The sequence below is a fragment of the Nanhaiella sioensis genome (genome assembly GCF_046557775.1).
Lineage (GTDB): Bacteria > Bacillota > Bacilli > Bacillales > SM2101 > Nanhaiella > Nanhaiella sioensis.
Genome location: NZ_JBKAEG010000001.1, coordinates 3,590,393 through 3,616,180, shown reverse-complemented (window position 1 = coordinate 3,616,180; position 25,788 = coordinate 3,590,393). Strand labels below are relative to the sequence as shown.

Sequence of the window (25,788 nt, the reverse complement as noted above, 5' to 3'; positions counted from 1 at the left end):
CACGCAATAGATGATTACAAGAAAAGCATATAGACACAGAATAATCTAAACCAAGCGGTGGGTTCTTATCACAAGAAGGTGCTTATATTCATCTTATCTTCATCACTGTTTTATCCACTATTTCTGCTGTTTTATTCTATTTTGTGGATGCACAATACTTGGTCTAACACGTGAACCGGGGACAGATCTCCGAATTAAGATTTGAAGAAAAGCACCTGGGTTAAACGGGATAAACGGCCATAAATAAGGTGTATTTAAGGAACGCATTTGGATAAGAAATAATAAATAGACGGTCGAACCAATCAATAGACCGGGCAAATGAAATATTGCTACAACGACAATGAGAACTAGTCTAGATAATTTATTGGCAATACTTAATTCATAGCTCGGGGTTACGAAAGATCCAATTGTTGCTATTGCAACATAAAAAATAACCTCTGGAACGAACAAGCCTACATCTATAGCAATTTGACCAATTAAAACCGCTGCAATTAGAGCCATAGCAGTTGATAGAGCAGTAGGCGTATGTATGGAAGCTAGCCTTAAGAATTCGATTCCGAGATCAGCGATAATGATTTGAATAATAATTGGTATGTTCGATTTTTCCTCAGGGCCGATATAGGATATTTTTTCAGGAATTAACGATGGTTCAAGTACAAAAAGCAACCATAATGGTAATAGAAAAATAGATGCAGCGATCCCTAAAAAACGCACCCACCTGATGAACGTACCTATTGCTGGTGATTGACGATATTCTTCTACGTGTTGAACATGATGGAAAAATGTCGTAGGTGTAATGATCACACTAGGTGAAGTATCTACCAATACAAGGACATGCCCTTCAAGTAAGTGAGTAGCTGCTATATCTGGCCTTTCTGTATAACGTACACGTGGATAAGGATTAAATCCTTGTGCGACTAAAAACTCTTCGATTGTTTTATCTGCCATTGTTAATCCATCTATTTCGATCTCATTAATCTCTTTTTTAATAACTTCTATTAAGCCAGGTTCAGCAATGTCTTTAATATACGCAATACATATATCCGTCTTGGAACGTTCGCCCACTTGTATAACTTCAAAGCGAATCCTCTCATCACGTATACGTCTTCTTATTAAAGCAGTATTTACGACCATCATCTCTACAAAGCCATCTCGTGCACCACGAACAACCTTTTCTGTATCAGGCTCTTCTGGGGTTCTGCCTGGATAACCTCTAACATCAACGATAAACCCACTTGTTTCGCCTTCAATGACAACAAAGATTAAGCCAGCTAACAATTGATCTACTGCTTCATCTAGATTGTCCACCTCTTTTACCTGTTGGTGAACTAGACGATTCTCAATGATTTGTTTTATTTTTGAGGATTGCCTTTCTCTATCATTAATTTCAATAAGCACAGTTAAGAGCTGCATAATCGTAGCAGTTTCACATATTGCAGCTACGAAATAAATATGGACATCCTTGTTTAATATTTTGATCTTTTTAACACCTATATCATAGGTTGTTTCTAGTCCCAAATGTGTTTTGAAAAATTCCTCATTTTCTGATGGTGAAGCTGATATAGGAATTTTATTCTTTTTTGAAGTTGTCATAAAATCCACTCCTTTCTAAAATAAGGGCGACTGCTTTACGTGTAATAGGTGATCCATATTTAATATGATCTTGCATCGCCATTTTCCCTATATCTCCTATTCCCACAACGATTGGGACTTTCAAGTGATCTAAACAGTACACTGTGTCACCATTGATTCGTCCAACCTCCCACTCTTTCACTCCATATTTGTCGACTCCGAATTGTGTAAGTTCTCCTGTATTATCGATGCACACATCAACTTTCGTCCATTCAGTAAAGTTGGTTTTAGCAGCAACTGCGATAATTCCCAATACATTAATTTTTTTATGATTAACAACATATTGTAACGCCGTTTCCCCACTACCTTCACCAATGTATCCACTGTCATCAAACATGACAAAGACAGGGTCATGTTTAGCATGTAAAATATATTGAACAATTTCAGGACCAGATAACTTGGTTGGATTACCGAAGGATTTCGAAATACACCTACCACCTATTTCCGTTGCAATGTATTCTATTGTTCTCAAAGCGTATTCGTCTCCATCAGTGATAATAATTACATGACGACTCCCGTTCATCCAACTCTTTCCTTTCGTCATTCATAGTAAAGCTATAACAATTTTATAAATGTAGTGTTATTGCACTTGGTGGTTGTTTTCGCACTAGAAATCGTAGCACCTTTGAACTTTGAAATAATAGGATACAGACTAAACATTACTATTTTCGAAAAGACCTTAAAAATTAATCCATAACATCATTCAGACAATGCTCTATTACCAGTAGTCAACAAAATAAAGCCAATGAAATAAGGAACCAACTACCTTTCCAAGTGCAATCGCCATTAATAATACAACGATTTGATCAACAACTCCCACACGTTTTGCTAATATCGGTAACACGTTTAGTACCTCAGTAAGTGCTGCCGCTAAGAGCCCCACAAAAACACCATTTAATAAGCCAATTAGAATGATAAAAAAAATTGGTAGGAGAAACGTATTATCATGAAGACTAATCCAACCTCCCATAACAGCACCTAATATCACACCCCACTCATACACTCGAACATACTTCTCTGTTTTTGAAAGTTGCATTAATCTTGGAATTACACCTAATACTGTAAGAAATGCAACGAACCCTGATCCAACTGCAAGTCCAGCTGCAAAGCCAGTAAATATCATGATAAACATTTCATTCAACATCAGTTTTTTTCAAGCTCTCTTTGTTTTCATTTATAATGACATAATGATCTAAATCTAATTGATATTTAAACATTTCAACCTCTAGTGGACTTGGTTCTTCATTTATACGTTTTTTAAATAAATGATTAAAAAAGAGTATCATTCCTAGACCCAATCCAATTGAATAAGGAACTTGTAACAATAATGGTTTAAGCACTTCTTCCCCAGTTATAATTAGGTAAAGGCGTTGATGAACTTTTTGCATACTTACATCTTCATGAAAGTTCATAATAGCTATTGCAGCTCCAACAAACAACAACAGCCATATAAATAGAAAGAAGACAGGATGATATTTACGTTGGTTTAAATTCACCTCAATGATCGTTTGGGATGGACCGATAGTTTGCACTTCAACTTTTGGATGATGACATAAGATGATCTCGATTAATTGTGTGACATCAACAACAAGGAAATTTTTGTCGTGCAAACTGATTCTATGAACATTAATTTCCCTGACCTTTTCTGCAAGGTGTTCATCAGCAATCACCTTTGCTATATCACCAACTGTAATAACTGCATTTAGTTTTGCCTGAACTTTATTGTACATACGAACATAAATTACCTGTGTCACAAACCTCACATCCTATATATACATCTCCTACTTCAGCCAATAGCTTATAGTTATAGTATGTATTTCCACACAATGAGCAATTCTATTGAACAATGTTCACCATCAATTACCAACAAACTAGTAATAGGAATTTTGATAATTCTAAATAGAAGGTATATTCACACACATAGAGAATATGTTAATGAATACGCTTACAAGATGAGGAGGTTATGAAATGGATAATCATCCAGTATGGATTCCAAATGAAGAAAGCATAAAAAAAACAAATTTATATTTATGGATGAATAAACTTGGCTACAGCGATTATGATTCTTTCTATAAAGACTCGATTACAAACATTGAATGGTTTTGGCACGAAGCAGAAAAAGAAATGAACGTTGAATGGTATGAGCCATATTCAAAAGTCCTTGATGTAACAAGGGGTGTTCAATGGCCTTCATGGTATATTGAAGGAAAATTAAATGTAACTAGCAATGCAATCGACAAATGGTTACACGATGAGCATAGCGCAAACAAAGAAGCAATCATATGGGAAGGAGAAGACGGTGTAGTTCAGAAAATAACATACGAACAATTAGGACAGCAAGTCAACTCTTTCGCTGCTGGACTAAAGCAATTAGGAGTAAAAAAAGGTGACTGCATTACACTATATTTACCCATGCTTATCGAAACAGTTATTGCCATGTTGGCGATAAGTAAAATAGGTGCAATTTTCACCCCTGCATTTTCTGGGTATGCAGCAAATGCTGTGGCAAAAAGGATTGTAGGTTGTGATGCAAAAATTATTATTACAGCTGATGGATTCCTTCGCAGAGGGAAAGTGATTCAAATGAAAGAAGAGGCAGATAAAGCCATTAAACAAGCGGAATCAATTGAAAAAATGATCGTCGTGAATCGAATTGGAAGAGAAATTCCATGGAATAAAGAAGTTGATTTACGATGGGAAGATGTAATAGATAACGATCAACTTATTGATAGCGAAGAAATGGATAGCTCTGACCCATTCATGCTCATATATTCCTCTGGTACAACTGGTCAACCAAAAGGAATCGTACATACTCATAGCGGATTCCCATTAAAGGCTGCATTTGATGCACGATTTGGAATGGATTTAAATGCTCATGAAAGAATGATGTGGGTTACAGACATGGGATGGATGATGGGACCTTTCTTAGTATTTGGCACACTGTTAAACAACAGTACAATGGTGTTGTATGAAGGTTCACCTGATTATCCAGAAGTAAATAGGCTATGGAAATTGGTTGAAAAACACCAAATAACACATTTAGGTATTTCTCCAACTCTTATTCGTGTATTGATGAAACAAGGAGAACAATGGTTGAATAATATTAAGTTAACATCTCTAAAGGTATTCGGTTCAACAGGAGAGCCTTGGAATGTAGAACCTTGGCTCTGGTTGTTTCATAAAGTCGGCAAAAGTAAAATACCCATTATGAATTATTCAGGTGGCACAGAAATATCAGGAGGAATCCTAGGGAATATATTGCTTAAACCGATCGCACCTGTTAGTTTTAATGCACCATTACCAGGAATGGCAGCAGACGTCTATAACCTCAAAGGAGAAACGGTTCATTCAGAGGTTGGCGAATTAGTGCTAACAAAACCTTGGGTCGGTATGGCCAATGGTTTTTGGAAAGAATCTGACAGATATATTGAATCATATTGGAATCGCTGGGAAAATATTTGGGTACATGGTGATTGGGTTAGTTTAGATGAAAATCATTTCTGGACAATAACCGGTCGATCTGATGATACATTAAATATTGCTGGAAAAAGAGTTGGCCCTGCTGAGCTGGAGTCTATTTTAGTTGAACATCCTCAAGTGGTAGAAGCAGCAACTATTGGAGTTCCTAATAATATAAAAGGTGAGGTCGCTGTTTGCTTTATTGTCATAAAAGATAAGGTGAAAAACAAGGAAAAACTAATTTCTGAACTATATCAATTAGTTGAACAGAATCTTGGTAAATCTTTAAAGCCTCATGACATCTATACTGTCTCTGAGTTGCCAAAGACGAGAAACGCCAAAGTTATGCGGCGAGTCATCAAGTCCATTTATCTCGGTCAAGATCCAGGTGATCTATCAGCATTAGAAAACCAATCTGCCATCTCATCAATAAGCAATATGAGTAGTTAGAAGGAAGAAAAGGTGGAAGTCGTCATATTGACTCAAATTGATGAAGTGGTTAAAAGGGCTAAAGACTCTATGTAGCTGAAAAGACAAATAACGTTCCTAGTGTGAGTACTTATTTAACAAAGGCTCTTGTCGTAAACTTGATTGTTTATTTATACAAAATTACCATTGTAAAAAAGAAGCCTATTGTAATTATGAATCATAATATAGAAGAAAAGATGCCACGAAACTATAGTTGTATCGGTGTTGATATATTATTACGAAAAACAACAATAAAAACGAAGAAATCCTTAGCAAGAAAGGATGGGCTAACTGCCCATCCTTTCTTTCATTTGTTTTAATATCTTCTTTTCTAACCTTGATACTTGTACTTGAGAAATGCCTAATCTAGATGCTACTTCAGTTTGAGTTTGGTCTTTATAATAACGTAAATAAACAATTAACCTTTCACGTTCATCTAACTCATGTATTGCTTCTTTTAGTGCAATTTTTTCAAACCATTTTGCCTCAGCATGATCTGCAATTTGATCAATCAAAGTGATTGGATCTCCATCATTTTCGTACACAGTTTCATGTATTGATGTAGGTGTACGACTAGCCTCTTGAGCCATAACAACTTCTTCTGGAGATATTGATAAGAACTCTGCAATTTCATTCACTGTTGGAGCCCTACCAAATTGCTTTGCAAGTTCATCCTTAGCTTTTCGAATTTTATTCCCAATCTCTTTTAAGGATCTACTTACTTTTACAGTTCCATCGTCACGAATAAATCGCTGAATCTCTCCAATAATCATCGGAACAGCATAGGTAGAAAACTTAACATCATAAGTTAAATCAAATTTATCAACTGATTTCAAGAGACCGATACATCCGATTTGAAATAAATCATCAGGCTCATAACCCCGATTTAAAAAACGTTGCACAACTGACCAAACTAGTCTCATGTTTTTCTCAATAATCAAATCACGAGCTTCTTGCTCTCCATTTTGACTGCGTTTGATTAAGTCTTTTACTTCATGATCCTTTAAATATGTTTGACCTTTTTCTTTCTTGACCTCCACATCCATAGGCAAGTCTCCCTTAATTGCTTAAAGCTTTACTTTTTGATAAATGCTTCGATAATTTAACAACCGTACCACTTGAGACGGTAGAATCAATCGTTACTTCATCCATGAAGTTCTCCATAATGGTAAATCCCATTCCTGATCGTTCTAACTCAGGTTTAGTTGTAAAAAGGGGTTGTCTAGCTTCATCAATATCTTTAATACCTTTTCCTTCATCACGAATGGTTATATGAACAAAGCCATCCTCAAGTATTACAGAAATGTACACTACGCCATTTGGATCATTTTCATAACCATGAATGATCGAATTTGTTACGGCCTCAGAAACAACGGTTTTTATTTCAGTTAACTCATCTAACGTTGGATCTAACTGAGCAATAAATGATGCAACTGTGACTCTGGCAAATGATTCATTTTGACTGAGCGCAGAAAATTGGAGGTGCATGACATTTTTCATTATGCCACCCCCAACGTTTGAAGTGCATATTGTTCATTCATTTCTAAACGTACTATTTTGAATAACCCAGACATATCAAACAATCTTTTTACAGGTTGAGAAATATTACATACTACCATTTCCCCACCTAAATTCTTAATTTGTTTGTAACGACCTAAGATGACCCCTAATCCCGAGCTGTCCATAAAGGTAAGTTGCTCTAAATTTAAGACGATGTGATGAATATTTTTACTACTAATCGCTTTATTCACTTGTTCTCTCAGCTCTTCAGCTGTATGATGATCGAGTTCCCCATGTAGACGAATAAGTAAAACGTCCTTCATTACTTCAAGAGTAATAGATAGACTCACTATGTTATCCTCCTTTATGTTTTCTACTTTTACTTAGTGAGTCATTTCGCTATATTCACCTGATAATCCTTCATCATGACAAAACTAGTGAAGATTCGGCAAAACTATTCTGTTTTAGTCAACATTTCTACAGATCGCTTCATCAGTTGCCACAAATTAGCAGCCTTAACATCTTCATTAGCAATTAGATCACTTTTTATAAGAACTTCATTATCCTTTTTCAAAATTATAGTTCCGAGCTGATCACCTTTTTTTACTGGTGCAATAATTTTGTCTTTTAATATGACTTCTTCAGTAACGTTATCTTGCGATTCTCCTTTTTTCATAAGAAGTGAAATGGGTTCTGTTGTCACTACATCAACTTCTTCTTTCATCCCTTTATTTATCTTTGCTGTCGATACGAGTTCATTACGTTTATATTTAGGCATCGTTTGATAATGAGCAAATGCATAATCTAACATCTTAGATACTTGGGCATTTCTGGACTTTGATGTCGGCGCTCCAAAGACTACTGCTATCACCCTCATATCATTTTTTTTCGCTGTTGCTGTTAAGCAATACTTTGCTTCATTTGTATAACCTGTCTTCACACCATCTACGCCTTCATAAAACTTAACAAGTCTATTTGTGTTAACTAACCAAAATTTTTTATCAGTGTTTTCCCTTAAATAGTCGTCATATTTCCCTGTATATTTCGTTATTTCTTCATATTTCAATAATTCTTTCGCAATAATTGCCATATCATAAGATGTACTAAAATGTTCATTGGCAGGTAAACCCGTTGAATTTTGGAATACTGTATTTTCTAACTTTAACTGCTTCGCTTTATTATTCATCATGGCTACAAATGCCTCTTCAGACCCTGCAATACGTTCAGCCATAGCAACTGATGCATCATTCCCTGAACCGATTGCAATCCCTTTTAGCATCTCTTGGACAGTCATCTCTTCTCCCGGAGAAAGAAAAATTTGTGACCCCCCCATTGAAGCCGCATATTCACTAGTTCGAATTTTTTCATCTAATGTAACTGTTCCCTTGTCTATCGCTTCCATAATGAGTAACATAGTCATAATTTTAGTCATACTTGCAGGTGGCAGTCTTTCATGTGCATTCTTTTCATATAGTATATTACCTGTGTCTCTTTCAATTAAAATACCTGACTTAGCATCTTCAACTAACTGTACTGTTGTTTCTTCTGCTGAAGCATATGATGATATCGACAGCATAAAAAAAATGATTGTTGTCATAGAGCAGAAAATTTTAGACAAATTCAAGTCCTCCATTCTTATCTAGTTTTTACGCCATTATTTCGATATTAAGAGAATTTTAAAGGTAGAATATTTTTGTATTGAAATATTATACAATACATATCATTTTTTCCATGTGCTATTTTTTTATACATTAAAAATGTTATTAAACGATAAATTCACAAAAAAAGGAGGCTGGGACAAAACCCACCTTTGAGATGAAAAAGCCGGTGAAATTTTTACAAGAAGTAAAATTTCACCGGCTTTGTTTATTTTGGAATTAAAATAAGGACCACTTCTGATAAAATAAAGTTACCACACCAAATTTCATCGGAAAGAAGGGTCCTTATGTTTAAAAATTATATCATGAATCAATTAATTTTGCCTTTAGATCTAGAAGTAAAATTACAAAAGAACGATATTGCCTTCCATGTCCATCATTTAGTTGAAAGTATCCCTCAGGAAGCGTTTGAACCATTTCTCCGAAATGAAGGCTGTCCTGCCTATCATCCACGCATGATGCTTAAAATAATTCTATGTGCCTACACGCAATCTGTCTTTTCTGGACGCAAAATTGAAGCCCTATTAAAAGACAGTATTCGTATGATGTGGCTAGCTCAAGGATATGAACCAAGCTACCGCACAATCAACCGATTCCGTGTTCAACCAGAAGTGAAAGAATTAATTCGTGAATGTTTCGTCCAATTCCGTTGCCAATTGATCGAAGAGAAACTTATTGATCAAGAAGCGATTTTTATTGATGGTACAAAAATCGAAGCAAATGCGAATAAATTTACGTTCGTCTGGAAGAAATCCATAGAGAACTATCATGAGAGTTTAATTGAAAAGTCAAACCAGCTGTACAATGAGTTACTTAAGAATGAAATCATACCTGAAATTCAACGTGAAACGGCTGAACAGTTATCATTGGATGAGCTCGCTCAATTGGTTCAAAAAGTAGACGATGTCGTAACCAAGTATGATAAACAAATTGAAGATACGTCAGACGTTTCAGAACGAAAAGCCTTAAGAAGTGAACGTAAGTATCCAAAACAAATTCGAAAGCAATTGATTGATTTCGTCTCACGTAAACAGAAATATCAACAAGACTTAGAAACCTTTGGCTCACGTAATAGTTATTCTAAAACAGATCCCGATGCGACATTTATGCGAATGAAAGATGATTATATGAAAAACGGACAATTGAAAGCTGGTTACAATGTACAAATCGCAACGGAAGGTCAATACACACTTGCCTATAGTTTGTTTTCAAACCCAACAGATACACGTACATTAATTCCATTTTTAGATGAAATTGAGCAACATTATTTCGAGTTACCGAACCACATTGTTGCAGATGCAGGTTATGGTAGTGAACAGAACTATAATGATATCCTTTCTAATAGAAAACGAGAAGCGCTTATTACGTATAACTTATATTTAAAGGAACAAAAGAAAAAGTACCGACAAAACACATTTAATCCCGAAAATTGGGAGTATGACGAGGAAACAGATACATATACATGTCCTAATCAAAAGCGCCTTCAATTTCAATATCATTCTATTCGCAATGACCGTACAGGATTTGAACGGAAGTTCAAAGTCTACGAGTGTGAAGACTGTTCCGCATGCCCATTCCGTTCATTATGTACAAAAGCAAAAGAAGGCAACAATCGAAAACTAATGGTGAATGAAAAATGGGAACAGCAAAAAGAATATGTAAGAGCGAAGCTTTCAGAAGAGACAACGAGTGCCATCTATCGAAAACGAAAAATCGATGTGGAACCAGTTTTTGGATTTTTGAAGGCGAATTTGTGTTTCTCTCGATTTTCTGTACGTGGAAAATCGAAGGTGGAAAACGAAATGGGCCTTGCGTTAATGGCTGTGAATTTAAACAAAATCACTGCCAACAAATAAGGTAATAGAGGCCCTACCACTCTAAATAGAAAAAAGGTGAATTTGAGCTCACTCAAATTCACCTTTTTCATTTTTTGAGGCTAGTTATGTCCCAGCCTCATTTAATGTTCATCTTAAGCAATAACATGATGAATGTATGTTGTCTTTTTAGGAACTTGTTCTTGTATAATTGTGTATGCAGATAATAATGTATTTTCTGCTTCTGTTACATCTTGTATGTTGCTGTGGAATACACACAATGTGTCACCTTCGTTAATCTGATCTCCTACTTTTTTCTTTAACGAAATACCAGCGGAGTGATCAATTACATCGTCTTTTTTCTTTCTACCTGCTCCAAGCATCATTGCTGAAACTCCAACAAGTTCAGCATTGATTTCACTTACGTATCCACTTGAAGTAGCCTTAATTTCTTTATGATATTTCGCTTGTGGCAATTTAGATGTATCATCAACAACTGCCGAATTTCCACCTTGAGATTCGATAAATCGTTTAAGAGTTTCAATTGCTTTGCCTGAGCTTATCACTTCTTCCAAACTTTTAAACGCTTCCTCAAAATCTTGATAAATTCCACCTAATACTGTCATATGTGAAGATATCGTTAAGGCAATTTCTCTTAAGTCATCCACTCTACTACCTTGTAATACTTCGATAGCCTCTCTAATCTCGTTTGCATTTCCTACTTCATAACCGAGCGGTTGGTTCATATCACTAATAACAGCAACTGTTTTTCTACCTGTATTCTTACCGATATCAACCATTGTTTGAGCTAACGATTTAGCATCTTCAGTTGATTTCATAAACGCACCAGAGCCTGTCTTTACATCAAGAACGATACTCTCAGCACCAGAGGCAATTTTCTTACTCATCACTGAGCTTGCAATCATTGGAATACTATCTACAGTTGCAGTCACATCTCTTAGCGCGTACAATTTTTTATCAACTGGCGCAAGGTTGGCACTTTGACCTACAATAGCTATCTTATTATTATTTACATTTTCGATAAACTGTTCACTAGTTAACTCTATTTGGAAGCCTTCAATCGATTCTAATTTGTCAAGAGTTCCGCCTGTATGTCCAAGTCCTCTTCCAGACATTTTTGCTACAGGAACGCCTACAGCCGCTACTAGAGGAGCAACTATTAAACTAATTTTATCACCAACTCCACCGGTTGAATGCTTGTCCACCTTGACTCCTTCAATTGCAGATAAATCGACTACATCACCAGAATTAACCATCGCCATTGTTAAATCTGAAATTTCTTGTTCGTTCATACCTTTAAAGTATATTGCCATACATAGAGAAGAGATTTGGTAATCAGGAATGTCACCGTTTCCATAACCTTCAACAATAAATTTTATTTCCTCTGTTGTTAATACTTCACCATGTTTTTTCTTTTGAATCAAGTCCACCATTCTCATAATCAAACATCTCCGTTCTCCAATAGGTGTTGTTATTTTTCATTTATCAAGCTGCTCTTAATGTGCCATAAACCCTACAGTAGTTGTTAAATTCACTTCTATAGGGTTTTTACACACATTTACACGTTGTTGTTATATAAGATTATTCAAAAGGCTAATGATGTAATAAGTTCTCTGTCCACTTAACGAGACATTTCTTTCACGATCGTTTTAACAAAAGCTAGAAAGTTCGCTTTTACCATTTCAGTTGTTTCAATTACTTCATCATGTGTTAAAGGCTGATCTAATATTCCTGACGCCATATTGGATATACATGAGATTCCGATTACATCCATACCTGAATGACGTGCAACGATGACTTCAGGAACTGTGGACATTCCTACTGCATCTCCTCCAAGAGTTCTGAACATCCGTATCTCTGCAGGTGTTTCATAAGAAGGTCCTGTAGCACCTACATAAACTCCTTCTTGTATATTAATAGAAAGTTTATTTGCAATCCCTTTTGCTAGCTGCTGTAATTCTTTATTATAAGGTTCAGACATATCCGGGAACCTTACTCCTAACTCTGCATCATTTGGGCCAATTAAAGGATTTGTCCCCATGAAATTAATATGATCAGTAATGAGCATTAAATCTCCTGGCTTAAATGATTCGTTTACACCACCTGCGGCATTTGTTACTATCATCTTTTTTATACCGAGTTGGTTTAAAACTCTTATTGGAAATGTCACTTTATCAAAGGAATAGCCCTCGTAAAAGTGAAATCTCCCTTGCATTGCTACAACTGTTTTCCCTTGCAATTGTCCAAAAACTAATTGCCCAGCATGACCTTCTACAGTTGAAACAGGAAATTCAGGTATGTCTTCATATGGAATTTTCACAGCTGATTCAATTTCATCAGCTAATACACCTAGGCCTGAGCCTAACACAAGACCTATTTCAGGGGTTGCAGGAAATTTTTCCTTTAAATAGTTAGCCGCTTTGTTAATAGCTTCCAAATTCATTCAATTCTCCTCCTCTATTTCATTTCTGATAAAAAGCTTTTCCCGTATTTTGGCATATTAATATCGAAATTATGAGCAATTGTTGCACCAATATCAGCAAACGTCTCTCTTATTGATAATTGATTTCCTTCTTTCATGCTAGGACTATAGGCTAATAAAGGTACATATTCTCTCGTATGGTCAGTACCATAATGTATCGGATCATTCCCATGGTCGGCAGTAATAATGAGTAAATCATCTTCTTTAAGATTCTCTAATACTTTAGGGAGTCGAGCGTCAAATTCTTCCAACGCATCACCATAACCTTGTGGATCTCGGCGATGACCAAATAATGCATCAAAATCAACTAAATTTACGAAGCTGATTCCTGTAAAATCCATCTTTAATGAATCAACTAACTTATCCATTCCATCCATATTTGATTTCGTTCTTAGTGATTTTGTAACCCCTTCTCCATCATAAATGTCAGAAATTTTGCCAATTGCAATGACATCAAAGTTATTATCCTTTAATTCATTCATTACCGTTCTTCCGAATGGCTTTAACGCATAATCATGACGATTAGCAGTTCTTTCGAAATTGCCTGGTTCACCAATAAACGGACGAGCAATAACACGACCTACCATATATTTTTCATCGAGTGTTAGTTCACGAGCAATTTTACATATCTTATATTGTTCCTCGATTGGAATGATCTCTTCATGCGCAGCGATTTGTAACACAGAGTCTGCTGATGTATAAACTATTAAAGCACCCGTTTCCATGTGCTCTTGCCCTAATTCATCTAAAATACCTGTCCCACTTGCAGGTTTATTACCAATTACTTTACGTCCCGTTCTACTCTCTAGCTCATCTATAAGCTCTTTCGGAAACCCATCAGGAAATACTTGGAATGGCGTTTCAATATTCAAACCCATTATTTCCCAATGTCCAGTCATTGTATCTTTTCCATTTGATGACTCTTGCATTTTTGTATAGTAAGCTAAAGGCGACTTCGCTTTGTCAATTCCTTTTATAACCTCAATATTACTTAACCCTAGCTTTGCCATATGAGGCATATTTAAGCCTCCACGATGCTCTGCAATATGTCCTAAAGTGTTAGCACCTTTATCTCCAAATTTCTCCGCATCTGGAGCTTCACCAATTCCAACTGAATCCATTACAACTAAAAAAATTCGCTTATATGAATGCGCTGACATAAAATAACCTCCTAAATCTATCTTTTTCAATAAAAGATATCATTCCCATTAACCTTCATATTAACCAATAAAAACCTTTAACAAGCTACACTTGTCTGAGGTCTGACAACCATAGTATAAGCCTTTTCATACTCATATTGCAAACAATAAAAAATGAACATTTCATGAATAAAATAATAATACGAAAACAACCATTTATCCAACAAGGTCTTAGGTACTTGATCTAACGTATTACGAGAAAAAGAAAAAGCCACCATAAAGTCTTTTCTCTTTATAGCGGCTTTGCTGTATTGTCTGAGTTATATCTTCTAGCCTCTCGTGTTGAAGGCATGTTCTATCCCTCAAAGTCTACTTGTGAACGAGCTCTTATTAAACATAGCTAGTTGAGACACTTCTTCTCTTCTGTTTATGCTCTTGGATGGTACATATTATAAACATCTTTTAATCTTGCTTTCGTTACATGTGTATATATTTGAGTAGTTGAAATATCTGCATGACCCAACATTTCTTGCACTGCACGTAAGTCAGCACCGTTCTCAAGTAAATGTGTTGCAAACGAATGGCGCAATGTATGAGGAGTTAATTCTTTTTCTATATTAGCTTTCTTAGCTAAATTTTTAAGAATCTTCCAAAATCCCTGACGTGTTAAGCGATTTCCATGATGATTTAAGAAAAGTGCTTCTGTTGTTCTCTTCTTGCTTGCCAATTCTCCTCTACCTTGATTAATATAGTTATGTATCGCATCTGTAGCTAATTTTCCTAAAGGAATAATTCTTTCTTTATTTCCTTTTCCAACACAGCGAATAAAGCCCATCGTTAAATGAACATCAGACATGTTAAGATGAGTAAGCTCACTCACTCTTATACCCGTAGCATATAGTAATTCGAGCATTGCTTTATCCCTTAATCCAAATGAAGTAGTTACACTTGGAATAGCCAATAATGCTTCAATCTCACCAGCAGTAAGCACTTTCGGTAGTTTTCTCTCAGTTTGAGGTGATTCAATATGAACTGATGGGTCATGGTTTGCAATTTTTTCACGAAGGCAAAATTGATGATATGATCTGATAGATGCAACATGTCGAGCAAGTGTTTTCGGAGACTTCCCTTGGTTCTTCAATTGGCTTAAAAAGTGAATGATGTGAACCCTAGTAATATCATTACAGTTCGTTACTCGTTCCACTTTTGCTAAATATTTATGATATTCCTTAAGATCACGTTCATAAGACTTGATTGTATTTTCAGCTAACCCCCGCTCAACTACTAAATAATGTATAAAGTCTTTTAAATGATCTTCCACATTTTTCTACTCCCCATTAAGATAAAAAAACTTTAATCGTTCTAACCAGCTTTCATCTTTATTTTCTATCATTTTCACTACTTTGACCGCATTCCCTTCTGGTTGATCATAGCGGTGATATTCTTGGTATTCTTGATTTATCCACAATATACAAAAATAAAACAAAATTGTACAGCCTGTAAAAAGAATAAATACTTTTAAAATATCATAAAAAACCATAAACCATTTCATCGTTTATCCTCCATTACAATCATCATATTAGAAGATATGACAAAAAGGACAAACTTTATACGTAAAAGCACTAAATATTTCATTAGTAAGTTCATTTTAAACTACTTAATATAAAGGTGCAGAACAATGTATAGCTTTCTATTCTATAATCAAAGGGTCAAATCAAACAGTCTCTATAAATTGTCTTAAGATATACAGAGTGTTTGGTTAGACCCTTTAGTCATTTTATTATTTAGACTTTTTAAAGCTTGTTTTACAAAATTTAAAATTATTGTTAACAGTTCCCTGTTGTGCAATAGACCCTATAACCATTTGATATCGTTAAATTATATAAATTGAATTTTCCCTAACTAGTAAGAATGAATTACTCGCTTTCCTTATTTTGACATTTTCTGCATATGCCATGAAAAGTCAGTCTATGATCCATAATTTTAAAATTCCAGTCCGCTTCAACTATTTTCTCAACATCTTCTAAAAGATCTTCTTCTATTTCTTCTACAGATCCACATTCCATACAAACTAGATGATGATGAAAATGAGCCGCCCCTTCCTTACGAAGATCGTAGCGTGACACACCATCACCAAAATTAATTTTATCAACTATTTTAAGTTCAGTTAGTAATTCTAATGTACGATAAACAGTAGCTAAACCAATTTCGGGGGACTTCTCCTTAACGAGGAGGTATACATCTTCAGCACTTAAATGATCCTCTTCATTCTCAAGTAGCACCCGGACAGTCGCCTCTCTCTGAGGGGTTAGTTTATAGCTTGAGGAGTGCAATTGTTTTTTTATCCGTTCTATCCGATTTTCCATTAATATTCCCTCCCTCGCCGTTCATTACATAATTATAGCAAAGATATGGGAACTGTCAAAATAAAATGATTATAAATAAATAATTTAACCCTATATTATTTAATAATTATTATTTTGTAATAACCTCTAATACATTTTTCATTAAAACTGGAGAAATAAATGCCTCAAATGCTGAAGCTACTAATAATACTATCATTATAACTACCATAACAAGTGAGTACCGCATAAATAGCGGAAAAATTTGCTGATTAAATCTTTTAATAAATTGCTGTCGGATCATTTTCAAAGAAAATGTGACTGCAAGCGTACTTATAATAATAAAGGACGGAATGACTAACAAGTTTTGCGGGAAAATTGATATGAAGGACAACAACAACCCTTTAGCCTCCATTTGATTTACTAGGAACCCAACAGTAAAGCTCACAACAACTCCTTTTAAAAAAAGTAAAACGAGTATAAGCGGCAACCCAATAATCGACACACCTAGTAACCATATTAATCCTATATATTTTATGTTTTGAAGATAACTTTCAATAAACTTATCTTTTGAGGATGCAAATTTACCTTCGGAAACTTGTTCGAAGAATCTACTTAAATAGTAGAAAAGATCTTGTTTTTGACTAAAGCTCAGACTGTTGACAACGATGGATCCAAAAATTACTCCCATAAAAAAGAGCACAGTAATAAATAAATAGATTGAAGAATGCTCTTGAATGTGTAATTGTAATATTTTCTGATACGATTGTTTTTTCATCATTCTCCTCCTTAACGGAACAGTATTAATAGATTGTATGATTTTAATTTAAAACTATGACAAACTATTAACTAGAAAAGAATGATAGTATAAGATTAGCTAATCATATTACAAATACTTATGTTCAAGGCTTAAAATAATAGTACGGTCATTTTTGCAAAATTAAGTGATATGTTCGATCCAGCATAGGGCTCAAAAACCCACCTGTATAGGTGGGTTTACAACACCAAAATTAAGAATAGAGCGATTGCTGCCACTGGTTTAATTGAGAAATACCTTTACCCTCATTTAGTTGCTCTGTCGCTTTTTCAATCCCTTCTTCAATTGTAGCTGTTATATTAAATAAGAAATACCTAACCGCGGTGTTGTAAATAACTTTTGCTCGAAACGGTAATAACTCTGGAGCTTGTTCACCGGTTAATATTCTTTTCATGATCGTTGCCTGCTCTTGTTTTGTAAGAACCTCATCATCTTTCTCATACTTTAACCCATACTGCTCTGGGTTTAATAAAAATGATTCTGCATGACTATTCGTTACCTTGTAAACAAAACTATTACGATGGGTAGGTAAGTCCTCAGATCCGTCTTCACCTTGGACAACATAGCCAACATCATAACTAGATTGTTGGATAATAGGAATGAGCTTATCTACTGCCGTTTTATGAAATACACCTACCATCATTTTTTTGGCATTTCCAAGATTAAGCATTTTCTCAACTGTATTAATAATTGAACGAACGCCAATACCTTCTCGAATATGTCTTATTTTTCCCAATGGCTCACATAGATTTTCTGTCCAAACAAAGCCGATTTGATTGCTCATAATTGAGTCCTCAATTTGTTTTGGCGTTGCATTTGTCTTAACCGATAATTCTGAGAGGATATCTTTGATTGTCATACCATGTTTAGGAGGTAAGGTGTCACTACTATGTAATAAAACTGGCACACCAGCTTCCGCTAATAATAATGAAGTAGGAACAGTTGTAACAAAACCTTTCCTACCATCATACGGACCAGCAAAATCGATTAAGTTATCTGAAATGGTAGATGGAAGGTTTAGCTTCTTTGAACACCTCTTAAGTTCATCGATAAAGCCAAGTACTTCATTGTATGTTTCTCCCTTCATTCGCTCTGCTATTAAAAAAGCACTAATCTGTGAGTCGGTCGCCTTACCACTTGAAATTAAGCGTGCAGCCTCACGCATTTCCTCATAAGTTAAATCTTTTGAACCCTTCTTTCCTCTACCAACTTCTTTAATCCACTGTTGCACATAAATCCCCCTTTTCAGTAATTAGCTAAGTGTGATTGTCAATACTATATCGCTTTTTTTTATCTATGAAAAGGAGAATGTATTATTAAACAATCAATTTCCTTAATAGTAGATGTTCAATTATCTTTGAGAAAACTCTTTTTTGCTGTCATTATTACCAAACCGAAATATGTGGTTTTATACGTTGGTCATCGTTATAGAAAAGAGAGGATGCTATGAACTCTAGTTGTGTATATATTTAAATCTAAGTACAAAAACAAACAACCAACGAGAAAACACTTGACTACATCTGCTTGATATATTTTGAAAACATGCTAAAACGGACTTATCTTTACAGCGCAAAGCTTAAAGCTTGGCATTTTACATGATGGGTCAAAGGAGGGATCGGTAAGTCGATTAATATTTTGTATGTCTCCCCAGTGAAATGGTACAAAGACTGTGTCACGTCGAATTTTCGGCGTTATTTTGCATCGTACGACGACACTTCCTCTTTTGGACTCCAGCTTCACAAAGCTTTTATCTTTAACTCCAAACTTCTTTGCGGCTAGCGGGTGAATTTCAATACGTGATTCAGGATAACGCGAGTTGAGTGTTGAACTACGTCTAGTTTGCGTTCCTGATAAATAATGCGCTAATACTCTACCTGTCGTCAAGTATAGAGGGTAATCTTCTGAGATTGCTTCACGGTTAGGTGTATTTGCTATGACTTTAATTACTGCTCGCCCGTCAGGATGTGCAAATTGATCGCTAAAAAGCCTCTCTGTTCCTGGATGGTCACTATTTGGACAAGGCCAAAACAACTTTTCTTTATTTAACCTTTCATAAGTAACACCAGCATAATCAGCCCTTCCTCCTTGACTTGCTACTCTAAGCTCATTAAATATGTCTTCAGAGCTATCGTATTTAAAATATTCTCCTTCTCCAAGTATCGTCGCAATCTCACGAAGAATTTCCCAATCATGTTTAACTTCACCCGGTTTTTTTCTTTCGCCATTTCTTAACGTTATTCTACCTTCTAAATTCGTCATCGTTCCTGCATTTTCTAAATAAGAAGAAGACGGTAAGAGTAAGTCCGCTAGTTGGGCAGTTTCTGAAATGAACATATCTACAACGACAAGAAATTTTAATTTTTTTAATGATTTTTCTACAAAAATCGCATTTGGATTAGACACAGCAGGATTTGACCCTACTACTAATAACCCTGTAATCTCCTTTCTATCAATTTTCTCTATCATTTCATAAGCGGAAACCCCTTTGGAAGGAAGATCGAATTCATTCACACCCCAGACAGAAGCAATATGCTTTCGATGTTCCATATTATCTATAGATCGGTAGCCCGGTAATTGATCCGCTTTTTGACCATGCTCTCTACCACCCTGACCATTCCCCTGTCCAGTGATTGCACCATAGCCACAACCTTCTCTACCAATTTTCCCAGTAATTAAACATAGATTAATAAAGTTTCTAACAGTTTCATTACCATTTACATGTTGTTCGACACCTCTAGCAGTGAAAACCATCGCTGAATTTGCTTTACCATACATTTTTGCTGCTAGGCGTATTTGTTGTTCAGGAATACCCGTTTGCTCAACTATATCTGTTAATTGTATATTACGAAGAAATTGTTGTAGATCGTTATAGCCATGTGTTCTATTTTCAATAAAATCCTCGTTGTCATATCCTTCTTCAACCAACACCTTTAACATCCCATTGACTAAACTCCAATCAGTCCCTGGCTTTAATTGTAAATGTATATCTGCTATTTTGGTTGTAGCCGTTTCCCTTGGGTCAATAGCAATAATAAACGCACCATTCTTTTTGGCTTTTAGAAAATATGGCATGATCGTAGGTTGACATTCAGCGATATTTGTTCCCGCTAAAATGATGCATTTAGTCATTGGAATATCTGACAAGGGGTTCGTCATACCACGATCGATACCAAAAGCATCGTTAGCAGCAGTTGCTGCCGAAGACATGCAATACCTTCCGTTATAGTCTATATGTCTAGTTTTCAAGGCCACTCTAGCAAATTTTCCTAACATATATGCTTCTTCATTCGTTAATGACCCTCCGCCATACACAGATAGAGCATCGAACCCATCTTCTTCTTGAATACTCTTGAATTTTTCCTTAATAATTTCTAAAGCCATGTCCCATGTGATTTTTACAAATTCACCATCTATCTTTAGCATTGGAGACGTAATTCGCTTATCATTAATCACATGTTGATGTGCATTTAATCCTTTTATACATAGCTTTCCTTGTGAAGTAGGATCCATTTTATTAGGAACAACCTTGTATTTCATTCGTTCAATGATACGTTCCTCAATCAATTGCATACTACACTGCATACTGCAATACGGACATTGGGTATTCATTATTTTTTCATTATTTAGTTGTTTTTGTTTTTCACGAAAATGTTTCAGTAAATCGTTCATTTATTCTCCCTACACAGTAAGTAAAATTTTGTCATTCTTCACTTCAACATCATAAACTTTTACGCAACCTGTATCTGGTTGCTGTACTTTTCCATCTTCCAAACATATTTTCCACTCATGCAAAGGACAGTAGACAACATTACCACTCACTATTCCTTCTGCTAATGTGCCACCGTTATGGGGACATTTATTTTCAACAGCATAAACTTCTCCATTAGATAAACGAAACAATGCGATTTCTGTATTATTTAGCTTTACTGATTTTCCTACCCTTTGAGGCAACTCACTATATTTTGCGATCTCTAATTTATTCATTTATATCACCCCTAAACTGTTGTTAACGAATAACTGTTATATAATTTATGTTGTTTATCTTCATCATTAACGACATCTTTCCATGGATCTTTTAGTGTAGCTAAAGCTACCTCAATTCGTTCATTTAATGACGAACGCACTTCCTCACTTGCCAATACATCACCAATCGCTGTCAAACCCACTCTCTCAACCCAAGCAGAAGTTCTCTCCCCATACTCCCCTGTTTCACGATAGTATTGAAGTATAGCTCCACTCCATTGTATAACCTCATCGGCTGTTTTCACTTTACATAACAGGTCACCTGCACGCAAGTTAGTACCTCCATTACCACCGATATATAACTCCCAACCATCACTTACTCCAACAATCCCAATATCTTTTATCGCACTCTCTGCACAATTCCTCGGACAAGCTGAGACGCTCATCTTCACTTTGGCAGGTGTATTTAATCTTTCAAATTTTTTCTCAAGATCTATACCCATCTGCGTTGAGTTCTGTGTTCCAAATCTACAAAACTCTGAACCTACACAAGTTTTAACAGTACGGATCGCTTTCCCATATGCATAACCAGAAGGCATATCCAACTCTTCCCATACCTTTGGCAAGTCTTCTTTCTTAATCCCAAGTAAATCAATTCGTTGACCACCTGTTAACTTCACCATCGGAACTTCATATTTCTCTGCAACGTCTGCAATACGCCTTAACTCTTCTGCATTAGTTACACCACCATACATTCGCGGAACGACAGAATATGTTCCATCTTTTTGAATGTTTGCATGCATTCTTTCGTTTACAAATCTAGATTCTAGTTCGTCTACATACTCCGTTGGATGCACCATCCCTAAATAATAGTTTATAGCTGGTCGACACTTCGAACACCCTTCATCGGATTGCCAGCCTAACACGTTCATTACTTCACGGATATGAGTTAAGCCCATCATCCGTATATTTTCAACAATCTCATCTCTACTTAATGATGTACATTCACAAATTGACTGTATTTGTTCAGTTTCCTCAAAGCTTTCTCCTAACGTTTCCTTCACTAACTCACTAACAAGAGGTGAACAACCTCCACACGAAGTTCCAGCTTTCGTACATGATTTAACTTCTGAAACAGAACTTAAACCATTTGACTTTATTGCTTCAACAATCATTCCTTTTGTTATACCATTACACCCACAAACTTGATCATCCATCTCCATAGATGCAACGATTGACTGTTCTCCACTTCCATTACTTTGTCCTTGTACAAATGATAAAGGAGCCATTTCACTTATCAATGTTTGTTTTTGCATCATCTGAAGGAGCTTAGTTCCATCATTAATATCACCATATAATACCGCGCCAACTACTTTGCTATCACGTATAACGACCTTTTTATAAATATTGTTATACTCATCGTAAATTTGCATACTCTTGTCATTTACATCTTCTTGGAACTCTCCGGCAGAAAAAACATCTACACCTGATACTTTTAGTTTTGTTGAGACGACAGAACCTTCATATTTTTTATCATCAAGCTCATGCAATTTATTAGCTAATACTTGGCCTTGTTCATATAGTGGAGCAACTAATCCATATGCAACTTCTCGATGCTCAGCACATTCTCCAACAGCATAGACATGTGGTATTGACGTTTGCATGTAATCATTTACGACAATGCCTCTATTTGTTTCTATACCGCTTATTTTTGCTAGTTCAACATTCGGACGTATCCCCACCGCCATCACAACTAAATCAGCAGTAATTTCTGTCCCGTCAGCAAAGCGCAGCCCTTCTACCCGATCTCCACCAATGATCTCTTTCGTTTGCTTCTCTAATAAAAAATTCATCCCTTGCTTCGTAAGCTCTTCTTCAAGTAGTTTGGATGCTTTTGGATCAAGCTGCCTTTCCATCAAATACTTTTCTATATGAATGACATCAACTTCCATACCTAAATTCAACAAACCTCTTGCAGCCTCTAAGCCTAATAAGCCTCCACCTATTACGGCTGCTTTTTTATAATTTTTTGAAGCATTAATCATTCTTTCACAATCTTTAATATCACGGAATGCAGTTACTCCTTCTTTATCAGCGCCTGGAAGAGGAAGAATAAATGGTACAGACCCTGTAGCAATGATTAATTCATCATAATTAATTTCTATTAACTTATCAGTTATAACCGATTTTGTTGCCGTGTTAATTTCTTGTACTTTTTGACCGGTAAACAATTCTATATTGTTTTCTTTATACCATTGCCAGTCATTAATCGTAATGTCTTCAAGTGATGTATCTCCTGCTAGCACAGTTGAAAGTAAAATTCTATTATAATTAGGGTGTGGTTCTTCACCGATAACCGTAATTTCAAATTGATTAGGGTTCAGCTTAATAACCTCTTCAATACAACGAACACCTGCCATACCATTACCTATAAGAACTAATTTCTTTTTTTTCAGCACAAGTATCCCTCCGATGTTTTTATTTTTTAAGAAAGGCTCTTTTTGTAAACTTTGTTGTTGTTACCAACAAATAGACACCTTATAGAAGTGACTTTATATTTTAGTCATCATTTTATATAAGAAAAAATGTCACAAACTCTAGTTGTGTATGTGTTAATTACAATCAAAGCGAAAACATTAAGAAAAGCGTATGCACCTTTCCGACAAGCGCTGGAGACATTGTACATGAAGTTTTTTTCCTTCATGTGTAATGTCTAAGCGACCACGATTCGTAGGCACCTGGAGCTAAGCAAACTGTACAGCAATAGAAATATTAACTTATCCAACGAGCTCCTCTTGTTTCGGTTCCATCGCTCCAACAACTGCTTCATTTTCCAATTTAGGTTCAACAAGAAAGAAAGCTGCGATAAAACAAGCGAAGGCACCTATGCCGATAATCATAAAAAATAATGATGGGTTGAGAAAGCTTAAAACTGTCAAGAAGATAACCGAACCGACATTTCCATATGCGCCAACCATCCCAGCTACTTGACCTGTGATTCGCTTTTTTACTAATGGCACCATTGAGAATACAGATCCTTCTCCAGCTTGAACGAAGAATGAGCATACCATCGTTAAGAGAACAGCTGCTACAAGTGACCAACTTGAAGAAATTTGCGACATAGCAATATAAGCTACTCCAAGACATAGAAGCAAGACCATTAATGTTTTTTTTCGGCCAAATTTATCGCTAAGCCACCCTCCACCCGGACGTGCAACTAAATTCATGAAAGCAAAGCTCCCACCAATCATCCCAGCCTGTGCAACTGTTAAATTAAATGTTTCTTCAAAGAACATCGGGAGCATCGAAACGACAGCTAATTCAGAACCAAATGTAATTAAGTAAGCAAAATCCAATATGGCTACCTGTTTAAAAGAATACTGTTCTTCTTTAGGTACCCCATTTTTTAAATGGTGTTTGTTTACACTCCATATTTTATAGACGTTAAATAAATATAAAACAGCTAAAACGATATATATTACTAAGGCAATATTTGCACCTATAAAATTCACATTTTTGAGTTTCCACGTTAACAAACCAAGTACTCCATACAATGGTAAAGTCATCACTATGAGTCCAACCATACTCTTATAGCTAGTTATTTCCATCGCACCAGACCTCTTTGGAATCTGGTATACCTTTTTTGCAGGTGTATCTTGCACCGATCGATAATAGATAAATCCGTATATTAAACTAAGTAACCCAGTTAACCCAATCGCATATCTCCAGCCGTCATCTCCACCAATCCATAAAGCAATGATCGGTAAACTAAATGCTGCAGCTGCTGAACCAAAATTTCCCCATCCTCCGTATATCCCTTCAACTAAACCAAGTTGTTTTTGGGGGAACCATTCAGAAACCATTCTTATTCCTATAACAAAGCCTGCTCCGATAATTCCTAAAAAGGCTCGAGCTATAAATAACTGCCAAAAAGAAGTACCAAAGGCAAACACAAAACACGGTATACTCATAACAATTAGTAGAGAAGAGTATACTTTCCTTGGTCCGAAACGATCGACTAACATGCCAATAATGATTCTTGCTGGAATAGTTAATGCTACATTAATTGTCATCAAAACCGTAATCTGTTCTTTTGTTAACTGTAGCACCTTCATCAAGGTCGTATTAAAAGGGGCCATATTAAACCAAACAACAAATGATAAGAAAAAGGCAAAGGTAGTCATAAATAAAATCTTTTTGTTTCCTTCGTAAATATTTTCGTTCATTTTATCACTCCTTGATTTAATATCTATTTGCACACTGTAAATGCATGTTATATTTCATAACATTTATAACATGTAATTTTCAGTGTTTTTTTAATAATTGTAATTATGCCATAATTTATGATCGTTGTCACTATTTTTATGTTATATTTTATAACATATATTAAAGTTACACATTTTATCAAGCAATAAAATTACATCATATGTAATGTTTTATAACATCATTTACAAATAAAAAAAACAATCCTTTCTCACAAAAAGGATTGTTTC

General features: G+C 35.5%; 23 protein-coding genes. 3 read left to right on the top strand and 20 right to left on the bottom strand.

Annotation, left to right across the window (positions count from 1 at the left end; translation table 11 throughout):
- Window positions 1-117 precede the first annotated feature (117 nt).
- From V1503_RS16765 to V1503_RS16750, 4 genes are all read right to left on the bottom strand, one after another.
- On the bottom strand, window positions 118-1,593 hold the full coding sequence (locus V1503_RS16765) for a spore germination protein (RefSeq protein ID WP_214480116.1): 1,476 nt from the start codon (window positions 1,591-1,593) through the stop codon (window positions 118-120).
- Window positions 1,571-2,155 carry a stage V sporulation protein SpoVABEA gene (gene spoVAEA, locus V1503_RS16760; RefSeq protein WP_410628353.1) on the bottom strand — a complete coding sequence of 195 codons (585 nt, stop codon included), beginning with the start codon at window positions 2,153-2,155 and terminating at the stop codon, window positions 1,571-1,573. Before spoVAEA ends, V1503_RS16765 begins: the two co-directional genes overlap by 23 nt.
- A 195-nt stretch (window positions 2,156-2,350) precedes the next feature.
- Window positions 2,351-2,776: a stage V sporulation protein AB gene (locus V1503_RS16755; protein WP_214480117.1), complete on the bottom strand. Its 426-nt coding sequence runs from the start codon at window positions 2,774-2,776 to the stop codon at window positions 2,351-2,353.
- Window positions 2,766-3,386: a stage V sporulation protein AA gene (locus tag V1503_RS16750; RefSeq protein ID WP_214480118.1), complete on the bottom strand. Its 621-nt coding sequence runs from the start codon at window positions 3,384-3,386 to the stop codon at window positions 2,766-2,768. Before V1503_RS16750 ends, V1503_RS16755 begins: the two co-directional genes overlap by 11 nt.
- A gap of 57 nt (window positions 3,387-3,443) precedes the next feature.
- On the opposite strand from V1503_RS16750, the gene V1503_RS16745 reads away from it, so the two are divergent.
- Both V1503_RS16745 and V1503_RS16740 read left to right on the top strand, forming a co-directional pair.
- Entirely contained in the window at window positions 3,444-3,599 is a 156-nt protein-coding gene (locus V1503_RS16745; RefSeq protein ID WP_410628350.1) for a hypothetical protein, read from the top strand.
- Between the two features lies 1 nt (window position 3,600).
- Window positions 3,601-5,541, top strand: coding sequence for an AMP-binding protein (locus V1503_RS16740; protein WP_214480119.1), 1,941 nt, complete (start codon window positions 3,601-3,603; stop codon window positions 5,539-5,541).
- A gap of 305 nt (window positions 5,542-5,846) precedes the next feature.
- Here the strand turns inward: V1503_RS16740 and sigF are convergent, their stop codons facing one another.
- From sigF to V1503_RS16720, 4 genes are all read right to left on the bottom strand, one after another.
- Entirely contained in the window at window positions 5,847-6,605 is a 759-nt protein-coding gene (gene sigF / locus V1503_RS16735) for an RNA polymerase sporulation sigma factor SigF (protein WP_320256945.1), read from the bottom strand.
- A gap of 13 nt (window positions 6,606-6,618) precedes the next feature.
- On the bottom strand, window positions 6,619-7,059 hold the full coding sequence (spoIIAB, locus tag V1503_RS16730; RefSeq protein ID WP_214480122.1) for an anti-sigma F factor: 441 nt from the start codon (window positions 7,057-7,059) through the stop codon (window positions 6,619-6,621).
- Window positions 7,059-7,409 carry an anti-sigma F factor antagonist gene (gene spoIIAA, locus V1503_RS16725; protein WP_214480123.1) on the bottom strand — a complete coding sequence of 117 codons (351 nt, stop codon included), beginning with the start codon at window positions 7,407-7,409 and terminating at the stop codon, window positions 7,059-7,061. Before spoIIAA ends, spoIIAB begins: the two co-directional genes overlap by 1 nt.
- 104 nt (window positions 7,410-7,513) lie before the next feature.
- Window positions 7,514-8,677, bottom strand: a complete 1,164-nt coding sequence (locus tag V1503_RS16720) for a D-alanyl-D-alanine carboxypeptidase family protein (RefSeq protein ID WP_496113370.1) — start codon at window positions 8,675-8,677, stop codon at window positions 7,514-7,516.
- 327 nt (window positions 8,678-9,004) lie between these two features.
- Here V1503_RS16720 and V1503_RS16715 point away from each other — a divergent pair, with 327 nt between their 5' ends.
- Window positions 9,005-10,573, top strand: a complete 1,569-nt coding sequence (locus V1503_RS16715; RefSeq protein WP_410626823.1) for an IS1182 family transposase — start codon at window positions 9,005-9,007, stop codon at window positions 10,571-10,573.
- 113 nt (window positions 10,574-10,686) lie between these two features.
- Here V1503_RS16715 and V1503_RS16710 read toward each other — a convergent pair whose 3' ends face one another.
- The 12 genes from V1503_RS16710 to V1503_RS16655 form a co-directional block, all read right to left on the bottom strand.
- Entirely contained in the window at window positions 10,687-11,991 is a 1,305-nt protein-coding gene (locus V1503_RS16710; protein WP_320256943.1) for a pyrimidine-nucleoside phosphorylase, read from the bottom strand.
- Window positions 11,992-12,173: 182 nt separating this feature from the next.
- Window positions 12,174-12,995 (bottom strand): purine-nucleoside phosphorylase, encoded by an 822-nt coding sequence (locus V1503_RS16705; RefSeq protein ID WP_320256942.1) that lies wholly within the window; start codon window positions 12,993-12,995, stop codon window positions 12,174-12,176.
- A gap of 14 nt (window positions 12,996-13,009) precedes the next feature.
- Entirely contained in the window at window positions 13,010-14,194 is a 1,185-nt protein-coding gene (gene deoB / locus V1503_RS16700) for a phosphopentomutase (protein WP_214480126.1), read from the bottom strand.
- A 406-nt stretch (window positions 14,195-14,600) separates the two neighbouring features.
- Window positions 14,601-15,494, bottom strand: a complete 894-nt coding sequence (xerD, locus tag V1503_RS16695) for a site-specific tyrosine recombinase XerD (RefSeq protein ID WP_320256940.1) — start codon at window positions 15,492-15,494, stop codon at window positions 14,601-14,603.
- Window positions 15,495-15,500: 6 nt separating this feature from the next.
- Window positions 15,501-15,725 carry a YqzK family protein gene (locus tag V1503_RS16690; protein WP_214480128.1) on the bottom strand — a complete coding sequence of 75 codons (225 nt, stop codon included), beginning with the start codon at window positions 15,723-15,725 and terminating at the stop codon, window positions 15,501-15,503.
- Window positions 15,726-16,089: 364 nt separating this feature from the next.
- Window positions 16,090-16,539 (bottom strand): ferric iron uptake transcriptional regulator, encoded by a 450-nt coding sequence (gene fur, locus V1503_RS16685; RefSeq protein ID WP_214480129.1) that lies wholly within the window; start codon window positions 16,537-16,539, stop codon window positions 16,090-16,092.
- A 109-nt stretch (window positions 16,540-16,648) separates the two neighbouring features.
- Window positions 16,649-17,293, bottom strand: a complete 645-nt coding sequence (gene spoIIM, locus V1503_RS16680; protein WP_410628343.1) for a stage II sporulation protein M — start codon at window positions 17,291-17,293, stop codon at window positions 16,649-16,651.
- 232 nt (window positions 17,294-17,525) lie between these two features.
- Complete coding sequence (locus tag V1503_RS16675; RefSeq protein ID WP_410628341.1) at window positions 17,526-18,563, bottom strand: anthranilate phosphoribosyltransferase; 1,038 nt, start codon at window positions 18,561-18,563, stop codon at window positions 17,526-17,528.
- Between the two features lie 314 nt (window positions 18,564-18,877).
- The gene (gene nasC, locus V1503_RS16670; protein ID WP_410628339.1) at window positions 18,878-21,001 is read right to left on the bottom strand and encodes an assimilatory nitrate reductase catalytic subunit NasC; all 2,124 of its coding nucleotides are present in this window, start codon (window positions 20,999-21,001) and stop codon (window positions 18,878-18,880) included.
- 9 nt (window positions 21,002-21,010) lie between these two features.
- On the bottom strand, window positions 21,011-21,316 hold the full coding sequence (gene nirD, locus V1503_RS16665; RefSeq protein ID WP_214480133.1) for a nitrite reductase small subunit NirD: 306 nt from the start codon (window positions 21,314-21,316) through the stop codon (window positions 21,011-21,013).
- 11 nt (window positions 21,317-21,327) lie between these two features.
- Window positions 21,328-23,751 (bottom strand): nitrite reductase large subunit NirB, encoded by a 2,424-nt coding sequence (gene nirB, locus V1503_RS16660; RefSeq protein ID WP_410629458.1) that lies wholly within the window; start codon window positions 23,749-23,751, stop codon window positions 21,328-21,330.
- A 321-nt stretch (window positions 23,752-24,072) separates the two neighbouring features.
- On the bottom strand, window positions 24,073-25,521 hold the full coding sequence (locus V1503_RS16655) for a NarK family nitrate/nitrite MFS transporter (RefSeq protein ID WP_410628336.1): 1,449 nt from the start codon (window positions 25,519-25,521) through the stop codon (window positions 24,073-24,075).
- Window positions 25,522-25,788: the final 267 nt, after the last annotated feature.